Consider the following 23,227-nt stretch of genomic DNA (forward strand, 5'->3'; position numbering starts at 1 on the left):
CTTAGACGCCAAGTTGATCCCCCACTTTCAAAGCATGACCTTTCAGGAAATCAGCAATCGCCATGCGGTTGCGGCTTTCAGGCTGAACTTCAAACAGTTGCAAAACACCGTCACCGGTCGCAACAGAAATATGATCTTCATGAACAGCGGTGATCGTGCCGGGCTTGGCACTGCCGATAGAGCCGCCGTCACGAGTGACCGTGGCTCTGTGCAGTTTCAGCTTTTTCCCCTGCAAGAACGTGTAAGTGCCCGGGCCATAGACAAAGCCGCGGATCTTTCCGTCGATCGCTTTGGCAGACGTGCTCCAGTCGATCTGGGATTCCATCTTTTCGATTTTTTTCGCCAGCGTCACCTTGGATTCATCCTGAGGTGTCGGCGCCAGATTGCCACGAACATAGTCCATCAGTTCCACTTGCAGAAGTTCTGCACCCAACTGGGCCAGCACATCGTGCAACTGCAATGCGTTCATGTCCGGGGTGATTTTCACACGACGAATGCCGATGATGTCACCGGCATCCAATTTTTTGACCATCTTCTGCAGGGTCACGCCGCTTTCGACGTCACCGGCTTCGATGGCTCTTTGGATCGGAGCCGCCCCACGCCAGCGTGGCAAAACAGATCCGTGCACATTCACGCAACCAAAGCGGAAGGAATCCAAAAATTCCTGGGTCAGAATCTGACCGAAGGCCACAACCACCGCCACCTCAGCACCCCAGGTTTTGATTTCCTGAAGCATCAGTGGATTGGCTTTCAAGGACTCCGGCGCCAGAACCTTCAGGTTGTGGGCTTGAGCCAAAGCTTTTACAGGACTTGGAGTCAGTTGGAGTTTACGACCGGCAGGACGGTCAGGCTGGGTGACAACACCCACGACCTCAAAGTGCTCATCAGACAACAGAGCTTTCAAAGAGGTCACGGCAAATTCAGGGGTTCCTAGAAAACAGACGCGGACCTTGCTCACACTTCACACTTTTCTTCGTCAGCTGTTGTAGCATCCCCTTCTTTTTCTTTTTTCACAGGGTAGCCGTACTTCTTGATTTGATTTTTGATTTTGTTGCCCTTGACGAAGCTCAGGTGATCGATGAACAAAGTGCCTTCAAGGTGATCCATTTCGTGCTGCATGCAGATCGCAAGCAGACCGTCGGTTTTCACGATGTACTCTTTGCCATTCACATCGAATGCTTTCATTTCGATGTAGTTGTAGCGCTCCACTGTTTCGTAATAGCCCGGGATGGACAGACAGCCTTCATCGAAAGTGGTCTTGCCTTCGCCTTTGACGATTTCCGGGTTGATCAGGATCAGCGGCTGTTTTACTGCGGCTTCCAGTTCAGTCATTTCTTCGTATTTATAGCGGCGGCCTTTTTCGTCTTTGGGACGAGTGTCGATCACGACCATGCGAACCAGCTCGCCTACTTGAGGGGCTGCCAGACCGATCCCGTTGGCGTGGTACATGGTTTCAACCATGTCTTCGGCCAATTTGGCGATTTCAGGTCCAAAAGTCTTCACCGGCTGCGAAACTTCACGCAACTTCGGGTCTGGGAATGTGAGGATTTTCATGATCATAAGGGCCTCCGGGAGGCCCCCATTATATCAGCGTTTCAGCTTTTTGAGAAGAACGAAGGCCACACCCAACATAACTATGTTGGGGGCCCACGCCGCCGCCACTGGAGGCAGGGTCCCGTGCTGCCCTAAAGTAATCCCTGACGAATAGAACACGTAATAGGCGAAAACCAGGGCCAGACAGATCCCGACATTCAGCATGGTGCCCCCGGACCGGGCCCGGCCCACACTGAAAGGAATACCCAGTAAACACATGACCAGGCCGGCAAAGGCGAAGCTGATTTTGGAATGATAATCCACCTCATAGGCCACGGTATCCAGGCCCGCCGCCTTGTTCTTGTCGATGAAGTGTTCCAGCTCTTTTTGTGACATCATATCGGCGGTCTGACCGGCACTTTGCAGGTCCTTGGAATCCTCGGCCATCACGATGCTTTTCGTTTTAAATGGGCTGGTCAGCGGGAAGCTTGAGTCCTTGTTAAAGATCGTCACTGTCCCCTGCTCCAGCAGCCACTGCGCCCCCTGGATTTTGACCTGAGCGGCGGTGATCATCTGCACCAGATCCCATTCGTCGCTGAAGAAGTACATCGTCAGCCCCTGGGCCCCGTCCCCTTTGGCATTGAGGGTTTTGATATTGAAGATCGAGTTTTTAGAGCGGTACCAGATACGGTCCGTGCGGATCGTGGAAAAACGATGCGGTTCTTTTTTCAGGTCGTAGTACAGGATGTAGTTTTTCTGTTTGGTCGCCCGAGGCAGAACCCGGTCGGCCGCCATGTACCCCAAAGCTGAAATCACCGCCACCAACAAAAGCATCGGCACCGCGATACGAATCAGGCTCATCCCGCTGGCAAATAACGCAACGAGTTCATTGGCTTTATTCAGACTGGTCAGGGTCAGGATCACCCCCAGCAAACAGGCCACCGGCAACAGTTGCGAGATAATTCCGGGGAACGAATAGAGGTAATAATTCACCAATGCCGAGGGAGCGACATCCTTGTAGTTGACCATTGTGGACATCGCGTCAACCGCGGTGAAAAGAGTCAGAAACACCAGAAGGCCACCCACGAAGTAACCTACGAAGAGCCAAGCTGTATAACGATCGATCCTATTCACGGCAAATCCCTTAAACTCATTGACTGGCGGCGGAAATCCAATTTAACTTTGATTATGGCTTTACGCGTCTTGCTTGCAGATGAGAGTTCCACAATCAAAAAAGTAATGCAACTGGCATTGTCTGACTTCGGGGTTGAAGTTAAATCGGTCCCCGTGGGCCTTGATGTATTGCAAGTAACTAAGACCTTCAAGCCGGATATCGTGTTCGCCGATGTGTTGTTGACCAAACGTTCAGGCTACGAAGTTTGTGCGGATCTGAAAAACGACGCTGAAACTGTCAATATTCCGGTTGTGCTGATGTGGAGCGGTTTCATGGAAATCGACGAAGCCAAGGCCACCGAATGCCGTGCGGACCGTCGCTTGGAAAAACCTTTCGATGCCGACCACCTGCGCTCTCTTGTTTCAGATCTGGTGCAAAAAACGAAATCCAATCCAGTTTCCAATTTCCTGACTTTCCCGGAAATGCCAGAGTTTGAAGAAACTCCAACTGAAAACACCCCTGCAGCAGAGCAGGAAGTTTACGCTATTCCAGAGGAAAAAAGCGATTTCCTGAACATCCCGGAAATCGACGCTGAAGAGGCCAACCTGCTGGAAGTTTCCGGCGAGGAATTCGCGGCCGTGCCGTTGACCAATCCCAAAGCGGAAGACGAACACGACGAAGGCGGCTGGGCTCATCAGGATCTGACCAAATTCAAAATCCAGATCCCTGAGGCGGACGGCAATGACTTTGCCTCCAAATTTGTGATCCCTCAGGATGACGAGCTTTCCGGCCACATCGAGATGGATGGCGACTTTGAAGAGATTAGCTTTGTGAAATCCGCTCCGGAAGTGACCAAAACCAAAGCACCTTCGGCTGCTGCGGACTCCTTCATTTCCAACGTGGAAAAATCCGTCAAAGATCAAATGATGGAAACCCTCAAAAAGGGTGCAACAAAAAGCACCTCTACGGGTGCGGCTCCGCAGCCCGCTTCTAATGCTAAGCCCAATACTCAATCCAAGATGGACTTAGACCCCAATATGATGGAAAAGATTATCCGTGAGGAAGCTCGCGAAGTGATCGAATCCATCTGCTGGAAGGTCCTTCCGGAGATTGCTGAGCGCATCGTGCGCGAAGAAATCAAAAAGATCCTCCGCGAAACTGAAAAGTCCATTTAAGAGGCCGTCCGTACAGCGTCGACCTCTTTTGCAAGTAAGAGGTCTTAATTATGACGTTGCTGGAGCTGATCCGCGCTGCCATCAAAGAAGACATGCCTCATGGCGATGTCACCACTGAATCCCTGGCCCTAAAACCCCGTATGGGACGCGCCCGCCTGAAAGCAAAGGAAGACATCGTTCTTTCCGGTGCCATGGCATTTGAACAATCCATGCAGGCTTTGGAACCCACCTGCCGTATCAAGTGGCACTTTGAAGAAGGCGATGAAATTCTTAAAAATCAAATCATCTGCACGATCGAAGGCGATCTGGTGCAAATCCTGAAAGCCGAGCGCGTGGCCTTGAACTTCCTGGGTCATCTGTCCGGGATTGCCACCCATACCCGCCGCTTTGTTAAAAAAATCGCGGGCACCAAAACCAAAATTCTCGACACCCGCAAAACCACTCCGGCCTTCCGCGATCTGGAAAAGCGCGCCGTGGTTCACGGGGGCGGCGTCAATCACCGCATGAATCTGAGCGATGCAATCCTGATCAAGGACAACCACATTTCTGTCATGGGTGGCATCACCAATGCGATCAATCGCGTGCGTGAACACAGCAATCTTCCGATTGAGGTGGAAGCGGGCACCGTGGAGGACGTCAAAGAAGCCGTGGCCATGAAGGCGCACCGAATCCTTCTGGACAACATGGATAACGACACTTTGAAAAAAGCTCTGGAGATCATCCCTGCTGAAGTGGAAACCGAAGCCAGCGGCAACATGAATCTGGACCGTGTGGCTTCTGTGGCGGCCTTGGGCGTGAATTATATCTCTGTCGGCGCGCTGACACATTCAGCTCCGTGCGCAGACGTCAGCCTTGTCTTCCAGTGGGAGGACTAATGGCGAAGGACAATCCGGTTTCTGACATTCGCATTGGACAAGTCACTTCCCAGTGGGCCGAAGGCAATCACTTGTACGTGGCTTATCAAAAAGAAATGACCAGCACCAACGCCATCGCCAAGGAAGAGGCCTTTGCCGAAAACCTGATGGAAGAATCCTTGTGCCTGTATGTGACGGACCACCAGACCGCGGGTCGTGGCCGTGGCAAGAACACCTGGATTGATGCACGCCCGGGCAGTTCTCTTCTGAGCTCGTGGTCTTATCTTTTGGGTGTAAAACCCCAGCCGACCACATCCTGTCTTATTGGGCTTGCGGTGTATCGTGCGTGCTCGACAACCTGGCCGTTTTTGGCCTGGAATCTGAAAGCTCCCAATGACATTTACATCGGCGACAAAAAAATTGCCGGCATCCTGCTTGAAAACGTCGCCCAAGGTGATGAGGTTCGTTTGATCGTGGGATTGGGTCTGAATGTCACGGATTCCCCGGAAGACGTCGACACTGCCACCAGCCTGATTGAGTCCCTGCCCGTTGGCGCCCCGCTGTTGGGTCAGGACTATATGGCGTTCCTGGATCGTTTGATGTTTGAACTGACGGATGCTGTTTCACACGCTGAAGAATCCTTAAGCCCGACAGACCAGCTTTCTTTGCTGACGGCCCTGAACAAACATCCTTTGCTGAAAGAAAAGTACACAGGGATGGAAGCCGACGGCAGTCTGTTGGTTGGTGATAAAAAAATCAACTGGTCCACTTTGTAAGGAATCACGCAATGGCACTGACTTTCACACCTTTTCCGGATCTTGGAAACAAATGCCCCGACTTCACCCTGCCTGCGGTGGATGGCAAAACCTATTCACTGAAAGACTTCAGCAATGGTCAGCCGTTGGTGGTGATGTTCATCTGCAATCACTGCCCCTATGTGCAGGCGATTGAAGACCGTTTGATCCAGCTGGGTCATGATCTGAAAAAACAAAACGTGAATGTGATTGCCATCTGTGCCAACGACGAAGAAAGCCACAACCGCGAAGATTCTTTCGAGAATCTGCAAAAACGCGCGCAAGAAAAAGGCTATCCGTTCGTTTACCTGCATGACAAATCCCAGGCGGCGGCTCACGCCTTCGGAGCCGTGTGCACGCCGGACTATTTTGTGTACGACAAAGACCTGAAGCTTGCTTACCGCGGACGCCTGGATGATTCGTGGAAAGAGGCTGCAAAAGTGACCAAACGCGAGCTGTTTGACGCCGTTCAAACACTTTTGAAAAACGAAAAAGTATCTGAAGAACAAACAGCCTCTATGGGCTGCTCTATCAAGTGGGTTTAAGACGATGAAGTATATTTTGGTATTTGTTGCAGTAACGATGATCTCTTTCGGCCTTTTCCTGGCGAACTATCTGGGTGCCTTTAAAGGTGTTGATATTTCTGAATCCGTTCAGGGTCCCTTCAAGATCGTCTATGTTGAACACGTGGGCCCTTACCACAAAGTGAACAAACAGCTTGAGCGCATTGAAAAGTACATGACTTCCCAGAACATGACCTGCGGCCGCACCTTCGGTGAATACCTGGATGATCCACAAGTCGTGGAAGAAGCCCGTTTGCGCTCCAAAGTGGGCTGCATCATCACGGGCGAGCCACCACAGCTGGTGGAAGGCCTGCAAGTGGGTGAAATCCCACAACGCAAGTACGTGATGGCGGTGTTCACTGGGTCCCCTGGTATTGGGCCGTTGAAAGTGTATCCTCGCGTGAATGACTTCATGCTAAAACAAAACTTGAAACAGACCGGCGCCGTTATTGAGATCTACGAGATCCACTCCATCACCGAGAAAAACGCCATGACCACCACTTACCTGTTCCCGGTTCAATAATGAAGGCCGTGATTTTATCCGCACTGCTGCTGACATCAGGGCTGGTTTTTGCCGACGCCCCTTGTCCGACCAGCTGCCAGGGGCCGTCTTCGACCCCGGATAAAATCACCCTGTCCAAAATTGATTCCGCTCCGGCCTGCCTGACGCGCAAGAATGACGAAAGCAACGAAGAGATCGTTCAGCGCGAAAAGCTGACGGACTTTGAAGTGCTGGCGCGCTTGGTGTTTGCGGAGGGCATTTCGACCAATCTGGACAAATGTTCCAAATACGAAGATTCGCTGTTTGCAAGCCTTGCGTGGGGTGTACAAAACCGTGTGGCACTAGCGGAAGCCCAGCCCCGTTACGCCAAACAATTTGGCAAGGGTCTGCACGGGGTGATCTTCAAGAAAGCCCAGTTCAATCCGGCGGTCTCGAAAAAATCATCTTATTCAAAACTTTTCCTGTGCCCAAGTGAACACCCGCAATGGCAAAAGTTCTGGGAGCTTTCCAAAAAAGCGGCCGATCAGGCCCTGCTGCACCCGCAGAAAAATCCACTGCCAAAATCTGTAACTCATTTTTATTATCCGCAAAGCACTCAGGCAACGAATCCGCCCGTGGCGTGGGCTGACCTGAACAAGGATGCCGCCAAAAAGGCGTTCATGAAGGACGTCAAAATTGAAGGCACCCGCTATAGCAACGAGTGCATTCAATTCTTTTCTTATTAATTAATCTCGTATTCTGCTGTGACTTCAACACGAACTTTGATCTGACCTGCAGCCACATCAGTGGAAGCGGCTTCCGCCATCATTTTGGCGCCGCCAAAGTTTCTGAACACCGGTTGTGGTGGCAAGCCGCCAGACACGCCGTGGCTGATCTTGGAAACACCTTTGATCTTCACACCAGCCGCCTTGGCGATTTCATCAGCCTTGGTGCGGGTCGCACGAACAGCTTCACCCAACGTGGCCGTTTCCGTCTGATCACGCTTGTCAGAATCCCAGGACAGTGACGAAACGTTGACACCCGCATCCATGGTCTTTTTGTCGGCAACCAGGGCATCCAGGAAGTTCCCGGCGTCTTCGACTTTACGCAAAGTCACCGTCAAAGACTGGGACACGCGGAAGCCGACCATTTTATTCTGACGAAGTTTTTGGTCGTATTCATATTCCGGATTCAAAGAATAGTTGTCGGTCTGAATATCCTCTTTTTTAACTTTGAAATCTTCCAGAGTTTTTCTGACCTGCTTAAACTGGTTCGCCGCCAGTCCTTGAGCTTGCTTAGCGGTGGAGGCCTTGCTCCAAACTTCGATATTGAGGTTGACCATATTTGGGTCCAGTCCTCTTTCTGCAAAACCACTCACGATAATGTAGCGACTGTCGGCCAAAGCCTGGGCCCCGGATACCATAGAGACAGCCATAAGGCCTGCCAAAACGTACTTCTTCATTCTTCTCCCCTTTCCTTGGGTCAAAGCACTAGCATAAGGGACAGTTTGTCCATGGACAAGCTGCTTCAGCTTCTGCGGCTGGCGCCGCGCCAGCTCTGCCGGCTGGGCCGAATGCATTAACAATTGCGAACTAACAAAGTTCGGTCATAATTGGAGGCTCAACTTTCAAGGAGTTTCCCAAATGAAAAAGATGCTTTTGATCGGCACAGCAGTAGCAATGATGCTTTCTGGCTGCGCAACTACACAAGAAAACCCAAACACAGCTAAAGGTGCTGGTATCGGTGCGGCGATTGGTGCTGTTGCAGGTGCGGTGATTGGTCACCAAACTGGTAAACGCAACGAAGGCGCTTTGATTGGTGCGGCATTGGGCGCTGGTATCGGCGGGACTGTGGGTCACCGTCTGGACAAACAACAAAAAGAACTGGCGAAAATCGCTGAAACCAAAAGAACTGAGCAGGGTCTGATCACGAAGCTGAAAAGCGACATCCTGTTTGACACTGGCAAAGCGGATTTGAAACCAGCAGCACAAACTAACATCAATCAGTTGGCTGCGATCATGAAGAAATATCCAGAAAACATTCTGACCGTAAAAGGTTACACTGATGACACTGGCTCTCAGATGGTGAACAACCCATTGTCTGAACAACGTGCAAAAGCCGTCAGCGCTCAATTGGTTGCTGCAGGCGTTCCTGCACAAACAGTGACTTCCATCGGCATGGGTGCATTGAACCCAGTGGACCCAGCAAAAACGAAAGAAGCGCGTGCGAAAAATCGCCGTGTGGAAATCGAAATCACTGTGGACGAATCCAAAGTTCCTAAGTCTTAATTTCCCAATAAAAAGGCCCGATCTCTTCGGGCCTTTTTGCTGACTCTCAGCACAGACTTCACGTGTATGTTACCACTTCATTTGATCCCATTATCTAGATAGCAAAACTGTGCCCTACACTTCTCTTTAAATCTTTCAGAGGAGTTTTCCATGGCATTTGGAATTGTTCATTTTTTCCCGAACGGCACCCAACAACAATACGACGCCACACTGGCCGCCGTGCATCCGGACCGCAGCACGTTGCCAAAGGGGCAGCTCTATCACGCCGCAGGTAAGTCCGAAGGCGGATGGACCGTGATCGCGATCCACGATTCAGCGGAAAGCTGGGAAGAGTTCCGCAACGACATTTTGATGCCTCGTCTTTCCAAAGGCATCCAGGGTGGCTTCACGACGCCTCCCCAAGAGCAGAGCTTTGAAGTCTACTATGAAAAACAAATCCGCAAAGGGCCGGAACGCGAAGCGCATATTTAATATCCAAGCGGGGCCCTGTTTGAGTTTGAAGATTTTTTCAATCAAGTCTTTCTGACAAACCGAGCCTCGTCTTTAATCTGCAAGACCGCGCGAAATCCCGCGCTGCCACACATTGCGGCCACCAGGCATCTCATGGATTCAATGGTGCGCCCCTTCGAGCCTACAATTCTGCCAAAGTCGGCGGACACGGTGTCGATTTCATACAGAGTCGTTTTGCTTCCGACACTGACTCGGACCGTGGTTTGACTTGGTTCTGCGACAAGGCAGGACAGCATCTCTTGAAGCACGAAACGGACCCTTTCTCGCACGTCAACGGGGTCTTTATCCGAGTCCCCACTTTGCACCTGAGAACCAAGACCGTTTCTTCTGATCACCACGACATCATTACCGTCACCTTTTCCCACCACGTCCCCCCTGTCCCATTAGATTTGAGAATTGGAACAAAGAAAAGTCCGGCAAAAAAACTATCGTTGCTCAGAAGTACTGGGCAACGGTGAGGCCTTCGTAGCCCCACCGTTCCAGTTTTTAAATTTTAGTTGTCGCCACGATCATGGCCTCCGCCATGCCCACCGTGTCCACCGTGACCACCATGGCCGTGACCTCCGCGACCGCCTTTACCACCGCGATCCCCACCGCGCCCTTCATGGTCACGATAGGGTTTGCAGACGCTACCACAACGATAGAAGCCACGGCCCCAGCCGCCCCAGCAGTACTTCGCTGTTTCTTCATAGTGCGCTGGGCATTCAGAGCTGTTCGAAGGTTCACAGGCGCCAAGAACCTGCAGGTCTTCGGCCGTGGGTTGCGGTGGGCAATAACCACTCAGCGGCTGCAGAACAATCGTTCCATCCGAACCAATCGCCACGGTGCCTTCCTGCGTTTGCGCCTGCGCGAAGGAACCCATCAGCATGAAACTCAGTACCAGAGATGAAATAACTTTTTTCACGATTTCTCCTTAATGTTTTTTTCAGGGCGACATTGCCCTTGGATCGGCAGCCTATTTTTGCAAATCAGGAATTTCCAGAAAAGTTCGACGGATCTGCGGTTAAACAGCGAGCATTCAAAATTTTGAGCAACACCCAAGATATTCAAAAAAGTCGTGTTGCTGACGAAAAAAGCGCAACGGAATAGAAGGCCCTCGCACTCTCCCCGTTTGACACCAAAACTTCAAAAAAGAGATTGTACCCGTACATGGATCTCTCACTACTTCTGCAAGACGAATTCGAAAAAAGAAGACGCAAAAATCCACGCTACAGTCTGCGGGCCTTCGCCAACAGTCTGAACATAGATGCGGGAAGCCTGGCCCGGGTCATGAGCGGGCAACGTGTCGTCAAGGATGCCACCGCCCGACAACTGATGACGGGTCTGCAGATACCGAATGAACACCAGATCCTGGTGCTCAGCCACCTGGAAGCCAGCCGACGCAAAAAGAAAGAACAGGATGAAATGAGTTTCCTGGCCACGAGCTCTATTGAAGAGGCCGTCGACAAACTGAATATCTATATCCTGATCAGCCTTGAAAGCGGGCCGTTCTGCCAAAAAGAAAACTTTCCCCAGCTGGCCCAGCTTCTTAACATCAGTATTGAAGAACTCCAAAAACGCCTCTTGGAGCTGGAGCGATTGGGGCTCTTGTCAGCAACCGACACTCACATGGTCTGCGCCAGCAGCAGTATCAGCAATATGACTTTGCCACTGAATCCGGAAGACCTGCCCCGCGTGCGTGACATTCTCAAGAATGCCCGAAAACGGATCAACGTTCTGACCTCCCGAAGCAAAGGAGACAAAGTCCTCTTCAATATCTGCACGGCCGCCTTCCCCGTCTGAGCACACACCTTCTTCTGAAGAATTTACAGGCCGTTGCTCAGTTTTTTTCAAGCAACGGTATTAAAATCCCCTTTCTGCCTCTTACAAATAACGTAATTGACAATTAATTTACGCTCCATAGAAGATGCGCCCCATGGAACTAGCGGCACTTTTAAGAACTGAACTCGCAAAAAGGCAGAACAAGAATCCTCGGTACAGCCTTCGGGCGTTTGCCAAGAGTCTTGATCAGGACGCCGGAACACTGACACGGGTGATGAGCGGCCAAAGAGTCGTAAAACAGCCTACGGCCCTGGCCGTGATGCAGGCGCTGAATATTGATTCAGGAATGCAGGACCAGATTCTGGCCAGCCTTTCCAGCAGCCGCAAACAAAGAACACCAAAGACCGCCAAGATGCAGCCCGTTTCCGTGGCTGACTTTGAGAACATCTTTGAAACAACCAACATTCATCTTCTGGCCAGCCTGCGCCTGAAAAAGTTCAGACCCAAACGCAATTGGGACAACCTGGCCCGCCACCTGCGTCTCGCACCGGAAGAACTCGAGTCCCGCCTGATCAGTCTTGAAAAAATCGGTGCCATTGCCATCAAAAACTCGACTGTGGAAGTCATCAGCAAAAATCTCAGCACCCTGCCCATTCCGTTCACTACAGAAAGACGCAAAGCCGTGCAGAAAGACTTCCTGGATCAGGCCAAACGCGCCATTGACGAGGTTCCCTTTGAACTTCGGGACAACTGCACCCTGACCATCCCCATCAGCGGGAAGGACCTTGCCAAGATCAAACAGATCCTGCAAAAGGCCCGGACTCGTATCAATGATCTGTCTGAAAAAAAATCGACCCATGACCATATCTATAACGTCAGCATGGCTGTTTATCCGGTGATTCTATGACAAAAAAATTCCTGTGCCTTGTGCTTGCTCTGACTTTCGTGTCGACCGTGGCTTCAGCCCAAGTTCAGCGCCCCGGCGGCATTGAAACCAATGGCGGTAACGCTTATGCCGCAGAGTTTTTCAGCATCCTGGACGATCTGCTGTCTCAGTTTGGCCAGAAAATTCTGTCAGAGGGCGATTCAACTGTTGTCGCCAAAGTGCGAGCCACCAGATACAGGATCTCGGTAAAGTCCGAGACACGTGTGCTGCTTGGCGATGTCGAGGTGAGCGCCATCAACCAGCCTGGCTTGAACCTGATCATCTTGTCTGAGGACGTCTGGAGCCGTCTTAACGCTGATCAAAAGCGCCTTTTGGTGTTGCATGAAATCCTGCCTGTGGCGGGATTTGATGATAAGAACTACCACCTGTCGTCGTCTCTTTTGGCGGTGCTCACCACGACTGACGCCACTGCCGAACAGATAAAAGACCTGATCGGCATGTGCCAGAAGTACCGCATCGCCACTTTTGATCTGGAGCTTCTGAAAAGCCGAAAAGATCTTAGCTATATGATTCACGTCGCCGCTTTGCGCGGATGTCATCCGTTTATTGAAAAAGCGGCTCAGGCAGAGTGGGATGTGGATTCCTGCTGGAACGAAAAAACCGCCTACCAAAGACTTGTAAAGTCGGTCGACGTTCTGCTGCCCGCAGAGATGCAAGATCGCCTGGACACCGCAGAGCTGCTGTTAAGACTGGGCGCAAACGAAGAATTCAACTGTAAGTAAGGGGCGCTACGGAAGCCCAGAACAGGGCTTCCGAATGGATGCGAGCTTATTTTTTCAAAAGGCTTTTTGCCAGATCCAGGAAGCGGGCCTCGGTGACTTCCGACGGCCAAGGGATGATCGGGAAATCAAACGGCTCATCTTCTGAAATATTCCAGGACTTCAGATCTTTGGTGATCAGGTCACGGACTTCCGTCGCCAGCAGGCGGCGGTCGATCTGCTTCACCACTTTTGGCAGTGGGTATTCCAGGTTGAAGCGTTTGGAAATCGCCCAGTGAATGCGGGATTCGATGATTTCAAAATCCGGCAGCAAAGCCTTCACCGGAGACACCAGATCACCCACATAGGCTTCGGTCGCATCATGGAAAAGCATGTGCAAGGCGATCTCTTTGGTTGGGGAAACTTCCGCCCCCAGGCAAGAGTGCTGACCCACGCTGTAGAAGAAGCGTGTGTGCCCATTAAATCTTGCCTGACGAGCCAGCGCGCAGGCGATGTCTTCAATCATAATCGCATCCGGATCCGGCTTCAGAATGCTGAAGCGGCTTCCCGACAGGGTCACAACCCAGGATTTTTCCACGATTTCAGGACGATTCAAATTTTCCGGCAGAATGGGCATTTCGATGTTCATGGGTTGGTTGCTTACCTTATGGTTTCAGCAGTTGCATGAAGAATCCGCGCGAGGCGCCGCGTCAGGGTAGGAATTTCTCGGAACAGTCAAAAGACAAAACACCCCCCATTTACCGGACGGTAACTTGAGAAAACTGTGTGCCCTGCCAGAAGCTGCCTCCATCTCTTTGCGCAAAGAGGACAAATAAAATCGAACACAAAATGGAGACCCTTGAATATGAAACGCATTATGACCCTTTTGATCACTTTGATGTCCGCTGTGCCTGCTTTTGCCGCTGTGAACGCCAACTCTTCCTGGGAAGAGATCATGCGTGACCGCTATGCGATCGTGAAGGCCCCAACGATTTACATGGGCCGCGCGATTGACTACACCTTCGCCTGCCAGGACGGTGACCGTCTGCGCACACAAAAGCCCGTGGACACCACGGTCAGCCGCACTCGTGGTGACCGCGAAGAGATCATCGTGATCGACCGCGATTATCTTTCCACACCGATCAACTACACTCACGAAGTGGAAAACTGCTTCTGGAACAACAACCAGCGCCGCTGCAAAATGGAAACGGTCACGGGCTCTTACCCACTGACAGTGAACATCCCGGTTTACAAGCGCATCTCCAACCGCAACGTGGAAAGATATGAGCTTATGTTTAGAAAATCTTACACGGTTCCTCAGTGTGACACTCCGACTGTGGACTAAGAAAATTTCAATACCCTTTCAACAAGAGGAGTTCTAGGAACTCCTCTTGTCTGTTGAGGGCCCCGGAATTAATCAATCGCCATGCAAAGACGTGATTTTCTAAAAACCAGCTTGTCCGTGGCAGCTCTTTCTTCTCTTCCTGCATCCTCTCTGGCCAAAGGCTCGGAGTGGGTCAATGACCAGCTGACGGACGACTGGCCGATTGCGCGCCTGAAGGAATCTGAAAACAACAGCATTGATTTCAATGGTGATGACATCAACCGCCCGCACGATGCCTTCTGGAACATCGACGGCTATATCGAGAAAAAAGGCGGCGAACCCAAGTCCTTCTCTGAGGACCTGGATGTCGTGATCGTGGGGGGCGGTATTGCCGGCCTTTCCACAGCTTACTATTTGCGCGACAAAAAAATCGCCTTGCTTGAAATGGATTTCCGTCTGGGCGGAAACTCCAAAGGGGAACAGTACAAAAATTCTGTCTATTCCACAGGCGCGGCTTATTTGGTTGAACCAGATCAGACAGCCCCACTGGGAAGTCTTTTGACGGAACTGGGCATCTGGGACAAAGCCCGTCGTGAAAGCTCTGATCACACCACGGTTCTTTACAACAACAAGTTCACGTCCCCGTTCTGGAAAGGGGCCACAGACAAAGCGGCCGCTGACAACTTCAACAAGGTCTTTAAGCGCCTGGCTGAAATCGGTGCGGAAGCGGACTTCGACTATAACGGAGAGTTGGCTCGTTCGGTGGATCACCTGAACTTCGAACAATGGCTGGCAAAAGAATTCGGCGACGTGCACAAGCACTTGCTTGAATACTTCCAGCTGTACGGATGGAGCTCGTTCTGCGGATCTACCGACGAACTGTCGGCGTACCAGTACCTGGGCTTTATCTGTGCAGAGACCGGCACGTTGATGGCCTACCCGGGTGGTAACGCTTATGTTGCACACAAGATGGCGCAAAAGATCCGCAAAGATGCCGGTGACAAATCCCTGCGTGCAGGAAGCATCGTTTTGCGTGTGACCACTGAAGGTGATTCCGCTGTGATCCTTTATGAAGACGCCATGGGTGTTCTGAAAAAGATCCGCGCCAAACAAGTGGTCATGGCCTGCCAAAAGTTTGTCGCCAAACGTCTGTTGCCACAGATGCCAAAAGACCAAGCTGACGCAATCACCATGCTTCCGTACCGCGCGTACCTGGTTGGCAACATCCTGACGAAAAAGAACTTCCAAAGTCCAAGTTATGAACTGTACTGCCTGAAAGGCCAAGTGCCCCCGTCACCAACACCGATGAGACGTGGTGACCGCAGCTTCACGGATGTTTGTTTCGGCACTTGGGCCCAGGAAGACAAAGTCGATCACAGCGTGCTGACTCTTTATCACGGCATCCCTTACGATGGGGCCCGTCAGTTCCTGTTCAATCCGGCTTCCCACGACAAATACAAAGCCAAGTATCTGCAGGATGTGGAACCGATTCTGCAAACCATGAACCTCGGCATGAATGACGTGCACGGCATCCGCCTGACTCGCTGGGGCCACGCTTTGCCGCTGTCTCGCGCGGGTCTGATTCAAGACGGTTTGCCACAAAAAGCATCTGAGTCCATCAACGGCATCATCCACTTTGCCAATCAGGACAACTGGATGAACCCCTGCTTTGAAACGGCTCACCACTGCGCGATCGAAGTGGCGACAAAAATCAAAGGCCAGTAAGGCTAAACCCACCCATGTTCAAGCTTGGCAACTGCCGTTGCCAGGCTGATACTGTCTTTAATGAAGGCGGTGTCGTGTCTCCGGAAGTCAAAGGTCATTTTCAGAACGAATTAAACAAAGCATTCGAGTTTATTAAGTCCAAGGATTTTCATTCCGCATGGACGGCATTGGCCAGAGCCCACATCCTGGGGCAATTCGATGCCATTCCCCATTTAAAAGTTCACTGGCACATGTTCCGCCTGGGGCTTGCCTCAATGAACACGCAAGAGATCCTGGGACAAATTCCTCGAATGATTCTGGCGATTCCTGGCTCTCTGACAGGCAAAGCCCCGAAGGGAAACACCGGGCTTTCCAACGTCGGAATATTTAAGCCCATGGACATCCCAGAGGACCTTCAAAAAATCCTGAATCCGAGACTGTAAAATCCGTCATATTCCTGACCTACAGCCTGTATTAATTTGAGAATGCAGGCGCTTTTTTCTAAAGATCACGGGCGATAGAACGATATAGATTTATGCGTTTTATTGCCCTTTTGCTTTTTATGACGACATCGGTGAATGCCTGGGCTGATGGCAAAGCCTATCTTGACCTGGAAGAAGACCAGATCCTTTCTGTCTTCAACAAACCCGGAATGAACTGGAAGAACTGTTCGGGCGATCCCAACTGCCGCCCCGTCGGCTGGCCGGATCGTGATGCGGCCGTTGAAGTGATTTCCAAGCCCCGCAAATTGAAAGTCGAAGACCCCTACACGGGACAGATGCAGGACGAAGAATACGTTCAGATCAAGTATTCCTACACCCGCGAACGTGACGGCATCACCTACACCCAACAAGGCACCGGCTGGGTCGATGCCGCCTATGTCAGCCGCAGTAAAACCAAAGCCGTCTATGGTGCCGCCGACGACAAATCAGAGTACTGCCCGCCCGTTCAGAAATCCACCACCGGTGGCGGAGCCAAGGAAGTTCAAAAGAGCATATCCGGCATCCAATCCGCCATTGCCAACAAAGGTGTGAAAGAAACCGCCGCGGCATTGAAAGGCTTTGTCGGGGCTTGTGTGATCAATCCGAAAAATCCCCCGGCCGCCTACAAGGGGGAAAACCCGTTTGATTCCTACGTGCTGCCCCACCTGAAAAAACAAGCCGTTCCCAAAGTGGCTCGTGAAGATGGCAAGATGATGACCCAGCAGGATCTGATCACCATCGATGCTCTTTCCCGCACCATGTATGCCGAGATGGCCCGTTGTTATAAACACGGTCTGCACTATCCTATGGCCGTGGCAAAGATTGCAGTGAATCGCGCCAACACCGAAAGCCGTCACAAGGAGTTCATCAAAGGATCACACAACAGCGGCAAGAGTGATCTGGCAAAAGTGGTAACAACACCTTCCCAATTCAATCTTTGGATGAAAACCCACAACGGCAAAAAGAACGGCCCGCTGGCCCACGCCCTGTGCCCGCCCGCCGACAAAAACAAACTCTTCTGGAGTGGCGCAAAGCCCAGCAAGGAAGAACAGGACATCTGGAACAACACCCTTCGTATTGCCACAGAGGCCGTGCTGTTTCCCAAAAAGTTCAAGGCCCGAACGTCACAGCTAAAACAATTCCACTATACGTCTGGCATGGACAGCTTTTTTGGAATGAAACAGGTCTTTCCGTGGATCGCGGATCGTAAAGTTTCCAAAAATGCCTGTGTACAGGTCTGGGATGCCGGCGTAAAGTTGTAATATGAGCCAACAAAATTCCAACTATGTGTTCCTGATGGATTGTGCTGACTTTGCTGAAGCCCAGGTGGTGAAGTCTTATCTGACCTCCCAGGGCTTCCATCCCCGTGTGCGCGACGAACAAACCCGCGGTGTGGCGCCTCACTTTGGCCAGTTGTTGGGTAAACTCACATTGGAAATCCCCGAGCACGAATACATTGATGCTTCTTTGCTGATGGAAAGCCAGGAAAAGCCCCGCGTGCAGATCGTGACTGAAAGCGCCTACGACACGCAAGGCATGGCCAAAAAGGCTTTGTGGAACGCGATCCTCGGTTGCACTCTGGTGCCACTCATCTGTAACTTTTATTCCATGATGTTGGGCTATCGTGTGCTTCGCCATGAGGTTCCGCTAAGCAAAACCAGTCGCAACCGACTGCTCTTGGCCATCGTTTTTAACTCGATCGGTTTCTTCCTTTGGCTGACCTTTGGTCCGCAAATACTGAATCTAAAAATCTGAGTTCACAAAATCTGCTTTACTGGCTCTGGACCTCGCCGCTGTCAAATTCCGATTAAGAATACGTTACACTGATGGCATGAAGCGATGGACCGCCCTGACTGCCTTGATTTTTATTGCCTTATCATCTGTAAATGCCCGCGCCCTGGTGGTGGTGGGCCAAAACTATGAGCCTTACTATTTTCACGACGGCACTTCCGGCATCAACGGTGCCTGTTATGAAATCGTGCAAAGACTCTGCAGTTTTGAAAAAGCTCACTGCAAATTCAAATTTGCACCTGTGCGCCGATTCATGGCCATGTTGAAAACGGGCGAAGCGGATGTTGGTTGTCCACTGGGTCGTTCAGCTCCGCGTGAAACCGCATTTCATATGCACACGCTGTTTCGCGCTCGCTATGCTTTTTTTGGACTGCCTGAAGCCACACACAAAATCAAAAGCTATACTGACTTAAATGGACTTAAAGTTGGCGTGCTTTCCCCGGCGATGACAGAGATCAGCCTGCAGCGGATTCATGAATTCACAGACAAGGCGTTCACGATTGAACCTGAAAAAACCATTTTCAACTCCCTGTTGAAGGCCGAAAAGAAAGCCTATGCCCTAGCCTATGGCAATCGCGACGTGGCTTTGCGCTGGATTGAAAAAACCCGCAGCAAACTGCGTGAGGTCCCGGAACTGGGAGAACCGGTGGCATACTCCATCGCCTTTTCAAAAAAGAACATTGATGAAAAACGCTTTCAAAAGATCCAGCAGTACCTGTCTGTTTTACACAAAGACGGAACCCTAGAGCAAATCGCCCGCAAGTACCGCCTGACTCCGGCAGAACATTTCAGCTATCCGCAGGTCACAGACCCCAACCCCTGACCAGAAATAAAAAAACCCTGATGTCAGACACCAGGGGTTTTGTTTTTTTGAAATTGTCAGCGACTGATTACAGACCGCGGATCAGATTCAACGCACTTCCCGCGCGGAACCATTTCAACTGTTCAGCGTTGTAAGTGTGTTTCAGCTCGATAGTCTCGGAAGAGCCATCAGCGTGTTTGATGTTCATTTTCACGTTTTTACCTGGAGCCAGATCTTTCAGATCAACCAGGGAAACACGGTCTGCTTCCTGAACTTTGTCGTAATCTTTTGGATTAACGAAAGTCAAAGCCAGCACACCTTGTTTTTTCAGGTTCGTCTCGTGGATACGAGCGAAGGATTTCGTGATAACCGCAGAAGCACCCAAGTGTCTTGGGCACATTGCCGCGTGTTCACGGGAAGAACCTTCACCGTAGTTTTCATCACCGATGATAACCCAGCCTTTACCCGCTTTTTGGTAAGCACGTGCCACCTGAGCGAATTCTGCTGTTTCACCAGTCAGTTGGTTTTTACCTTTACCGATTTCACCTGTGAACGCGTTATCCGCACCCAACAACATGTTGTTGGAGATGTTGTCCAAGTGACCACGGTAGTTCAACCATTTACCACCCGGAGAGATATGATCCGTCGTGCACTTGCCTTTTGCTTTCGCAAGAACCAATTGATCAACGAAGTCTTTGCCATCCCATTTGGTGAACGGAGAAAGAAGCTGCAAACGATCAGAAGAAGGATTCACTGCCACTTGAGCGGTAGCACCTGCTGGTTTCTGATAACCTTCAGTGTCGGCGATGAAGCCTTTAGCCGGCAACTCTGGAGCCACTGGCGCCTGAAGTTTGATTTTGCCTTTTGGACCTTCCAGCTCGTCAGTCGCCGGGTTGAAGTCCAAACGACCTGCCAGACCCAATGCCATAACGATTTCCGGCGAAGCGATGAACGCCAGAGTCTCTGGATTCGCATCGTTACGTGCGCGGAAGTTACGGTTGAAGGAAGTTACGATCGTGTTTTTCTCGCCCGCCTTGATGTCGTCACGTTTCCACTGACCGATGCAAGGACCGCAAGCGTTCGCCAACACTGTCGCGCCCACTTCGTTGAACGTCGCCATCTGGCCATCACGCTCAATCGTGTTCTGGATCTGAGTGGAACCCGGGGAAACCAGGAACGGAGACGTCATTTTCACGCCCACTTCCATAGCTTGTTTCGCCACGAACGCCGCGCGACCGATATCTTCGTAAGAAGAATTCGTGCAGGAACCGATCAAAGCAGAGGAAATCTTAACTGTGTAACCTTTCTCAGCCACTTCTTTTTTAAGTGCAGAGATCGGACGAGCCAAGTCTGGAGTGTGAGGACCCACCAGGTGTGGTTCCAAAGCAGACAAGTCGATTTCGTAAACTTCGTCGAAGTATTTACCTGGGTTTGCCACAACGTCCGCGTCTGCAGACAGGATGTCTTTGTGACCGTCAGCGATAGCCGCCAGTTGATCACGACCTGTGGATTTCAGGTAAGCGCCCATGCGCTCGTCGTATGGGAATACAGAGCAGGTTGCACCCAGCTCAGCACCCATGTTGGTGATAGTTGCTTTACCAGTACAAGAGATGGAGGACGTGCCTTCACCGAAGTACTCGACAACCTTATCCGTACCACCTTTTACAGTCAGCATTCCGCACAGTTTCAGGATCACGTCTTTTGCAGACGCCCAACCGCCCAGTTTGCCTTTCAGGTGAACACCGATCAGCTTAGGATTTTTAACTTCCCAAGGCAGACCCACCATCACGTCAGAAGCATCAGAACCACCAACGCCCACAGCACACATACCCAAACCACCCGCATTCGGAGTGTGAGAGTCCGTACCGATCATCAAGCCGCCTGGGAACGCGTAGTTTTCAAGGATGACTTGGTGAATGATACCAGCGCCTGGTTTCCAGAAGCCGATGTTGTAACGGGAAGAAGCTGTCGCCAGGAAGTCATAAACTTCTTTGTTGGTTGCATTGGCAACCGTCATGTCTGCGCCCGCACCTTTGTAAGCCTGGATCAAGTGATCGCAGTGTACTGTGGAAGGAACAGCTGCTTCGTCTTTACCAGCCAGCATGAATTGCAACAAAGCCATCTGCGCTGTCGCATCTTGCATCGCCACGCGGTCTGGTCTCAACAACAAGAAACTTTCGCCACGAACCAATTCCTGGTTTTGTGGATCGTCCAAGTGACCGAACAAAATTTTCTCCGCCAATGTCAAAGGGCGGTTCAAGCGATTGCGAACAACAGCCAGTCTTTCAGCTGTCTTCTTGTAAACGTTCTGCACCATATCCGGTGTAGTTTCGATTTTCGAAGCCATTGTAATTGCCTTTCGTTTAAGAACGCCCCATCCTAATGAAAATCAGTTGAAATCTCAACGAATCCAGCGCGTTGCGCGAGGCATAATGGACTTAAGGCTTTTTAAGAACATCGTCATCCTGACGGGCGCGGGAATCTCGGCCGAGAGCGGGATTCGCACGTTCCGCGACCAGGACGGCCTGTGGGAAGACCACCGCATCGAGGATGTGGCAACCCCTGAAGCTTTTGCTCGAAACCCGGCTTTGGTTCAGCGCTTTTACAACCTGAGAAGGGCTCAACTGAGGGACCCGAATCTGGCTCCCAACCCGGCCCATCAAGCCCTGGTCGACCTGGAAAACCTTTGGGAGGGAAACTTCCTGCTGGTCACCCAAAACGTCGACAACCTTCACCGACGCGCAGGCTCTAAAAACCTGCTGCACATGCATGGGCGCCTGGACCGCGTCTTTTGCCTGCATTGCGACGAGCATTTCGAGTGGCTGCTGGATCTGGCGGTGGATCAACCCTGCCCCCATTGTGGGCGCAAAGGCGGTGTTCGCCCTGATATCGTCTGGTTTGGTGAAATGCCCCACCACATGGAGGAAATCTATGAGGCCCTGGACAAGGCTGATTATTTTATCTCGATTGGAACCAGCGGCAATGTCTATCCGGCGGCGGGCTTTGTGCGTCTGGCCTGGAAAGCGAAGAAAATAGAAATCAATCTCAAAGACACCGAGATCTCCCCCGCGTTTGACGAGCACTTTGTCGGCCCGGCCTCCACGGAGGTTCCTCGGTTTATCACCCAATTTCTGGAGTGATCCGTGCTTCGGCTCCCTTAAATTCCCAATGAGATACCAGACAGCTCAATTGCAGGCTCTGACCATGCAATAACTACCTTGCAACTTGTACTTTACGTCAAATTGACGTAAAAAGGAGTCAAGGGTGACCAGAATTACATTCACCAGTAAGTTTGAAAAACAACTCGAAAGAGTGCCCGAAAATATCCGCATTAAAGCACATGCGTGGATTTGGTCTGTAAAGGAAGCTGGTTTAAGAGTCACGCAAAAGAGCCCCGGCCTGCATGACGAACCCCTTAAAGGCAGCCGAACTGGTCAACGATCCGTTAGATTAAACCGCTCTTACAGACTGATTTATCGGATGATAGAAAAACAGATCCATATTGAACTTTTGGAGGTTCACAAACATGAGTACTAAAAAAGGATCCGATGCACTTGAAATGATGGAGGCTAAATATGGGCGCCTGTCTGTGGCAGGCCTGCTGATCTCATGCAGAACTTCTGACGAACTTTCCCAAACCCAATTCGCAAAGAAACTGGGGATGTCAGTACAAAGCCTCTGTGACCTGGAAAAAGGCCGCAGAATCCCCTCTCCAGGAAGAGCCGCAAAGATCGCAAAAAAAATCGGCTATCCCGAAATCGCGCTTGTAACGCTGGCTGTTCGGGATGCCCTTTATGCGGAAGGCTTCAAGTACAACGTTAAGCTTGAAAGCGCCTAGATAGGCCTGCAAAAAAGAGGCTGGTCAAAAAGGTCCGACAACGCAGTCAGATGGGCCTTTTTCACCAGCCGGCTAGAACTTACCAGCCAGAGTAGCAGCGCTGGGAAGTGATCACTTTGTCAGAGTCACGAACCATGTACAGGCAGCTTTCATAAGCCATGTGAAGCTGGATGCGCACGTGAGGGATCACGTCGCCTTTTGGTGTGATCACGCGAGACGGTTGAGCTTCAATGTCCAGGACTCTCGCGAAAGTGCAAAGCTCGTCGTAAGAGAAGTCCTCTTGAGCCGCCACAACCTTGATCGCCGCTGTATAACGGTCGCTGTGCTCCCATTTCGTGCAAAGGTTACTGGCAAAAGCCGCAGAAGACGCCAACAAAGTCAAAGTCGCCAATAGAATACGCATTTTGATTCCTCCTTAGGAAAACGGCCCCATGCTTAAAGGACATCATCCTAAAGTGCAAGAACACCCCAAGCCCCACCTCTGAATGAAAGCTCAATGAGACGCCCGCTCACCTTATGCACTGTCTCCTCGAAGCGACGTCGCAATCAGTCAGAAGTTCCAGCAAATC

Annotated in this window: 29 protein-coding genes; 20 read left to right on the forward strand and 9 right to left on the reverse strand. The window is 51.2% G+C overall.

Features of this window, described 5'->3' with window-relative positions:
* Position 1 precedes the first annotated feature (1 nt).
* Genes fmt through lptG form a run of 3 tightly spaced genes read right to left on the reverse strand, consistent with a single transcriptional unit; the run spans position 2 to position 2,667 of the window.
* On the reverse strand, positions 2 to 958 hold the full coding sequence (gene fmt, locus BD_RS12605; protein ID WP_011165146.1) for a methionyl-tRNA formyltransferase: 957 nt from the start codon (positions 956 to 958) through the stop codon (positions 2 to 4).
* Positions 955 to 1,560, reverse strand: a complete 606-nt coding sequence (gene def, locus BD_RS12610) for a peptide deformylase (RefSeq protein WP_011165147.1) — start codon at positions 1,558 to 1,560, stop codon at positions 955 to 957. Before def ends, fmt begins: the two co-directional genes overlap by 4 nt.
* A 27-nt stretch (positions 1,561 to 1,587) precedes the next feature.
* Positions 1,588 to 2,667 (reverse strand): LPS export ABC transporter permease LptG, encoded by a 1,080-nt coding sequence (gene lptG, locus BD_RS12615; protein ID WP_011165148.1) that lies wholly within the window; start codon positions 2,665 to 2,667, stop codon positions 1,588 to 1,590.
* A 54-nt stretch (positions 2,668 to 2,721) separates the two neighbouring features.
* On the opposite strand from lptG, the gene BD_RS12620 reads away from it, so the two are divergent.
* The 6 genes from BD_RS12620 to BD_RS12645 are packed head-to-tail and all read left to right on the forward strand — an operon-like array spanning position 2,722 to position 7,260.
* On the forward strand, positions 2,722 to 3,822 hold the full coding sequence (locus tag BD_RS12620; protein ID WP_157865713.1) for a response regulator: 1,101 nt from the start codon (positions 2,722 to 2,724) through the stop codon (positions 3,820 to 3,822).
* Between the two features lie 50 nt (positions 3,823 to 3,872).
* Positions 3,873 to 4,697, forward strand: coding sequence for a carboxylating nicotinate-nucleotide diphosphorylase (gene nadC, locus BD_RS12625; RefSeq protein WP_011165150.1), 825 nt, complete (start codon positions 3,873 to 3,875; stop codon positions 4,695 to 4,697).
* Positions 4,697 to 5,452 carry a biotin--[acetyl-CoA-carboxylase] ligase gene (locus BD_RS12630; protein ID WP_011165151.1) on the forward strand — a complete coding sequence of 252 codons (756 nt, stop codon included), beginning with the start codon at positions 4,697 to 4,699 and terminating at the stop codon, positions 5,450 to 5,452. The genes nadC and BD_RS12630 overlap by 1 nt, the downstream gene beginning before the upstream one ends.
* Before the next feature lie 11 nt (positions 5,453 to 5,463).
* Positions 5,464 to 6,015, forward strand: a complete 552-nt coding sequence (locus tag BD_RS12635) for a thioredoxin family protein (protein ID WP_011165152.1) — start codon at positions 5,464 to 5,466, stop codon at positions 6,013 to 6,015.
* Between the two features lie 4 nt (positions 6,016 to 6,019).
* Positions 6,020 to 6,556: a GyrI-like domain-containing protein gene (locus BD_RS12640; RefSeq protein WP_011165153.1), complete on the forward strand. Its 537-nt coding sequence runs from the start codon at positions 6,020 to 6,022 to the stop codon at positions 6,554 to 6,556.
* Entirely contained in the window at positions 6,556 to 7,260 is a 705-nt protein-coding gene (locus BD_RS12645; protein WP_011165154.1) for a cell wall hydrolase, read from the forward strand. Before BD_RS12640 ends, BD_RS12645 begins: the two co-directional genes overlap by 1 nt.
* Here BD_RS12645 and BD_RS12650 read toward each other — a convergent pair.
* A complete protein-coding gene (locus BD_RS12650) occupies positions 7,257 to 7,976 on the reverse strand; it encodes an SIMPL domain-containing protein (protein ID WP_226987810.1) in 720 nt (239 codons plus the stop codon). The genes BD_RS12645 and BD_RS12650 overlap by 4 nt on opposite strands.
* Positions 7,977 to 8,157: 181 nt before the next feature.
* Between BD_RS12650 and BD_RS12655 the strand changes: the two genes are divergently transcribed.
* A complete protein-coding gene (locus BD_RS12655) occupies positions 8,158 to 8,802 on the forward strand; it encodes an OmpA family protein (protein ID WP_011165156.1) in 645 nt (214 codons plus the stop codon).
* Between the two features lie 150 nt (positions 8,803 to 8,952).
* Complete coding sequence (locus tag BD_RS12660; RefSeq protein WP_011165157.1) at positions 8,953 to 9,273, forward strand: hypothetical protein; 321 nt, start codon at positions 8,953 to 8,955, stop codon at positions 9,271 to 9,273.
* Between the two features lie 41 nt (positions 9,274 to 9,314).
* Here the strand turns inward: BD_RS12660 and BD_RS17985 are convergent, their stop codons facing one another.
* Together BD_RS17985 and BD_RS12670 are read right to left on the reverse strand one after the other, a co-directional pair.
* Positions 9,315 to 9,677, reverse strand: a complete 363-nt coding sequence (locus BD_RS17985; protein WP_050792924.1) for a KH domain-containing protein — start codon at positions 9,675 to 9,677, stop codon at positions 9,315 to 9,317.
* Positions 9,678 to 9,805: 128 nt separating this feature from the next.
* Positions 9,806 to 10,216, reverse strand: coding sequence for a hypothetical protein (locus BD_RS12670; protein ID WP_011165159.1), 411 nt, complete (start codon positions 10,214 to 10,216; stop codon positions 9,806 to 9,808).
* Between the two features lie 245 nt (positions 10,217 to 10,461).
* Here BD_RS12670 and BD_RS12675 point away from each other — a divergent pair, with 245 nt between their 5' ends.
* The 3 genes from BD_RS12675 (at position 10,462) to BD_RS12685 (ending at position 12,741) form a co-directional block, all read left to right on the forward strand.
* Positions 10,462 to 11,094: a hypothetical protein gene (locus BD_RS12675; protein WP_038450015.1), complete on the forward strand. Its 633-nt coding sequence runs from the start codon at positions 10,462 to 10,464 to the stop codon at positions 11,092 to 11,094.
* Between the two features lie 133 nt (positions 11,095 to 11,227).
* Entirely contained in the window at positions 11,228 to 11,980 is a 753-nt protein-coding gene (locus BD_RS12680; protein WP_157865714.1) for a DUF4423 domain-containing protein, read from the forward strand.
* The gene (locus BD_RS12685) at positions 11,977 to 12,741 is read left to right on the forward strand and encodes a hypothetical protein (protein ID WP_011165162.1); all 765 of its coding nucleotides are present in this window, start codon (positions 11,977 to 11,979) and stop codon (positions 12,739 to 12,741) included. The genes BD_RS12680 and BD_RS12685 overlap by 4 nt, the downstream gene beginning before the upstream one ends.
* A gap of 46 nt (positions 12,742 to 12,787) precedes the next feature.
* Here the strand turns inward: BD_RS12685 and BD_RS12690 are convergent, their stop codons facing one another.
* Positions 12,788 to 13,366, reverse strand: coding sequence for an HD domain-containing protein (locus BD_RS12690; protein ID WP_011165163.1), 579 nt, complete (start codon positions 13,364 to 13,366; stop codon positions 12,788 to 12,790).
* Positions 13,367 to 13,582: 216 nt separating this feature from the next.
* Here BD_RS12690 and BD_RS12695 point away from each other — a divergent pair, with 216 nt between their 5' ends.
* The 6 genes from BD_RS12695 (at position 13,583) to BD_RS12720 (ending at position 18,841) form a co-directional block, all read left to right on the forward strand.
* Positions 13,583 to 14,062 carry a hypothetical protein gene (locus BD_RS12695; RefSeq protein WP_038450018.1) on the forward strand — a complete coding sequence of 160 codons (480 nt, stop codon included), beginning with the start codon at positions 13,583 to 13,585 and terminating at the stop codon, positions 14,060 to 14,062.
* 81 nt (positions 14,063 to 14,143) lie between these two features.
* Positions 14,144 to 15,766, forward strand: a complete 1,623-nt coding sequence (locus BD_RS12700) for an FAD-dependent oxidoreductase (RefSeq protein WP_011165165.1) — start codon at positions 14,144 to 14,146, stop codon at positions 15,764 to 15,766.
* Positions 15,767 to 15,780: 14 nt separating this feature from the next.
* Positions 15,781 to 16,188, forward strand: coding sequence for a DUF3703 domain-containing protein (locus tag BD_RS12705; RefSeq protein ID WP_011165166.1), 408 nt, complete (start codon positions 15,781 to 15,783; stop codon positions 16,186 to 16,188).
* A 92-nt stretch (positions 16,189 to 16,280) separates the two neighbouring features.
* On the forward strand, positions 16,281 to 17,489 hold the full coding sequence (locus BD_RS12710; protein WP_011165167.1) for a hypothetical protein: 1,209 nt from the start codon (positions 16,281 to 16,283) through the stop codon (positions 17,487 to 17,489).
* Between the two features lies 1 nt (position 17,490).
* Positions 17,491 to 17,982: a hypothetical protein gene (locus BD_RS12715; protein ID WP_011165168.1), complete on the forward strand. Its 492-nt coding sequence runs from the start codon at positions 17,491 to 17,493 to the stop codon at positions 17,980 to 17,982.
* A 76-nt stretch (positions 17,983 to 18,058) separates the two neighbouring features.
* Positions 18,059 to 18,841, forward strand: a complete 783-nt coding sequence (locus tag BD_RS12720; protein ID WP_011165169.1) for a substrate-binding periplasmic protein — start codon at positions 18,059 to 18,061, stop codon at positions 18,839 to 18,841.
* 67 nt (positions 18,842 to 18,908) lie between these two features.
* Here the strand turns inward: BD_RS12720 and BD_RS12725 are convergent, their stop codons facing one another.
* A complete protein-coding gene (locus BD_RS12725; RefSeq protein WP_011165170.1) occupies positions 18,909 to 21,167 on the reverse strand; it encodes an aconitate hydratase in 2,259 nt (752 codons plus the stop codon).
* Between the two features lie 85 nt (positions 21,168 to 21,252).
* Between BD_RS12725 and BD_RS12730 the strand changes: the two genes are divergently transcribed.
* The 3 genes from BD_RS12730 to BD_RS12740 all read left to right on the forward strand — a co-directional run bounded on the left by BD_RS12730 (position 21,253) and on the right by BD_RS12740 (position 22,658).
* On the forward strand, positions 21,253 to 21,960 hold the full coding sequence (locus BD_RS12730; RefSeq protein WP_011165171.1) for an NAD-dependent deacylase: 708 nt from the start codon (positions 21,253 to 21,255) through the stop codon (positions 21,958 to 21,960).
* 172 nt (positions 21,961 to 22,132) lie between these two features.
* Entirely contained in the window at positions 22,133 to 22,357 is a 225-nt protein-coding gene (locus BD_RS12735; protein ID WP_231839342.1) for a type II toxin-antitoxin system YoeB family toxin, read from the forward strand.
* On the forward strand, positions 22,347 to 22,658 hold the full coding sequence (locus BD_RS12740) for a helix-turn-helix transcriptional regulator (protein WP_011165172.1): 312 nt from the start codon (positions 22,347 to 22,349) through the stop codon (positions 22,656 to 22,658). Before BD_RS12735 ends, BD_RS12740 begins: the two co-directional genes overlap by 11 nt.
* Before the next feature lie 79 nt (positions 22,659 to 22,737).
* Here the strand turns inward: BD_RS12740 and BD_RS12745 are convergent, their stop codons facing one another.
* A complete protein-coding gene (locus BD_RS12745; RefSeq protein WP_011165173.1) occupies positions 22,738 to 23,061 on the reverse strand; it encodes a hypothetical protein in 324 nt (107 codons plus the stop codon).
* Positions 23,062 to 23,227 lie beyond the last annotated feature (166 nt).

It is taken from the genome of Bdellovibrio bacteriovorus HD100 (genome assembly GCF_000196175.1).
Taxonomy (GTDB): domain Bacteria; phylum Bdellovibrionota; class Bdellovibrionia; order Bdellovibrionales; family Bdellovibrionaceae; genus Bdellovibrio; species Bdellovibrio bacteriovorus.

What these genes read in the sequence shown, in the direction of transcription:
- BD_RS12655 (WP_011165156.1), top strand. Translation starts at nt 8,158, where the DNA reads ATGAAAAAGATGCTTTTGATCGGCACAGCAGTAGCAATGATGCTTTCT.
- BD_RS12630 (WP_011165151.1), top strand. Translation starts at nt 4,697, where the DNA reads ATGGCGAAGGACAATCCGGTTTCTGACATTCGCATTGGACAAGTCACT.
- BD_RS12720 (WP_011165169.1), top strand. Translation starts at nt 18,059, where the DNA reads ATGAAGCGATGGACCGCCCTGACTGCCTTGATTTTTATTGCCTTATCA.
- BD_RS12675 (WP_038450015.1), top strand. Translation starts at nt 10,462, where the DNA reads ATGGATCTCTCACTACTTCTGCAAGACGAATTCGAAAAAAGAAGACGC.
- BD_RS12640 (WP_011165153.1), top strand. Translation starts at nt 6,020, where the DNA reads ATGAAGTATATTTTGGTATTTGTTGCAGTAACGATGATCTCTTTCGGC.
- nadC (WP_011165150.1), top strand. Translation starts at nt 3,873, where the DNA reads ATGACGTTGCTGGAGCTGATCCGCGCTGCCATCAAAGAAGACATGCCT.
- BD_RS12700 (WP_011165165.1), top strand. Translation starts at nt 14,144, where the DNA reads ATGCAAAGACGTGATTTTCTAAAAACCAGCTTGTCCGTGGCAGCTCTT.
- BD_RS12705 (WP_011165166.1), top strand. Translation starts at nt 15,781, where the DNA reads ATGTTCAAGCTTGGCAACTGCCGTTGCCAGGCTGATACTGTCTTTAAT.
- BD_RS12695 (WP_038450018.1), top strand. Translation starts at nt 13,583, where the DNA reads ATGAAACGCATTATGACCCTTTTGATCACTTTGATGTCCGCTGTGCCT.
- BD_RS12730 (WP_011165171.1), top strand. Translation starts at nt 21,253, where the DNA reads ATGGACTTAAGGCTTTTTAAGAACATCGTCATCCTGACGGGCGCGGGA.
- def (WP_011165147.1), bottom strand. Translation starts at nt 1,560, where the DNA reads ATGATCATGAAAATCCTCACATTCCCAGACCCGAAGTTGCGTGAAGTT.
- BD_RS12635 (WP_011165152.1), top strand. Translation starts at nt 5,464, where the DNA reads ATGGCACTGACTTTCACACCTTTTCCGGATCTTGGAAACAAATGCCCC.
- BD_RS12645 (WP_011165154.1), top strand. Translation starts at nt 6,556, where the DNA reads ATGAAGGCCGTGATTTTATCCGCACTGCTGCTGACATCAGGGCTGGTT.
- BD_RS12660 (WP_011165157.1), top strand. Translation starts at nt 8,953, where the DNA reads ATGGCATTTGGAATTGTTCATTTTTTCCCGAACGGCACCCAACAACAA.
- BD_RS12685 (WP_011165162.1), top strand. Translation starts at nt 11,977, where the DNA reads ATGACAAAAAAATTCCTGTGCCTTGTGCTTGCTCTGACTTTCGTGTCG.
- BD_RS12740 (WP_011165172.1), top strand. Translation starts at nt 22,347, where the DNA reads ATGAGTACTAAAAAAGGATCCGATGCACTTGAAATGATGGAGGCTAAA.
- BD_RS12620 (WP_157865713.1), top strand. Translation starts at nt 2,722, where the DNA reads ATGGCTTTACGCGTCTTGCTTGCAGATGAGAGTTCCACAATCAAAAAA.
- BD_RS12715 (WP_011165168.1), top strand. Translation starts at nt 17,491, where the DNA reads ATGAGCCAACAAAATTCCAACTATGTGTTCCTGATGGATTGTGCTGAC.
- BD_RS12650 (WP_226987810.1), bottom strand. Translation starts at nt 7,976, where the DNA reads ATGAAGAAGTACGTTTTGGCAGGCCTTATGGCTGTCTCTATGGTATCC.
- BD_RS12680 (WP_157865714.1), top strand. Translation starts at nt 11,228, where the DNA reads ATGGAACTAGCGGCACTTTTAAGAACTGAACTCGCAAAAAGGCAGAAC.
- BD_RS12710 (WP_011165167.1), top strand. Translation starts at nt 16,281, where the DNA reads ATGCGTTTTATTGCCCTTTTGCTTTTTATGACGACATCGGTGAATGCC.
- BD_RS12745 (WP_011165173.1), bottom strand. Translation starts at nt 23,061, where the DNA reads ATGCGTATTCTATTGGCGACTTTGACTTTGTTGGCGTCTTCTGCGGCT.
- BD_RS12690 (WP_011165163.1), bottom strand. Translation starts at nt 13,366, where the DNA reads ATGAACATCGAAATGCCCATTCTGCCGGAAAATTTGAATCGTCCTGAA.
- BD_RS12725 (WP_011165170.1), bottom strand. Translation starts at nt 21,167, where the DNA reads ATGGCTTCGAAAATCGAAACTACACCGGATATGGTGCAGAACGTTTAC.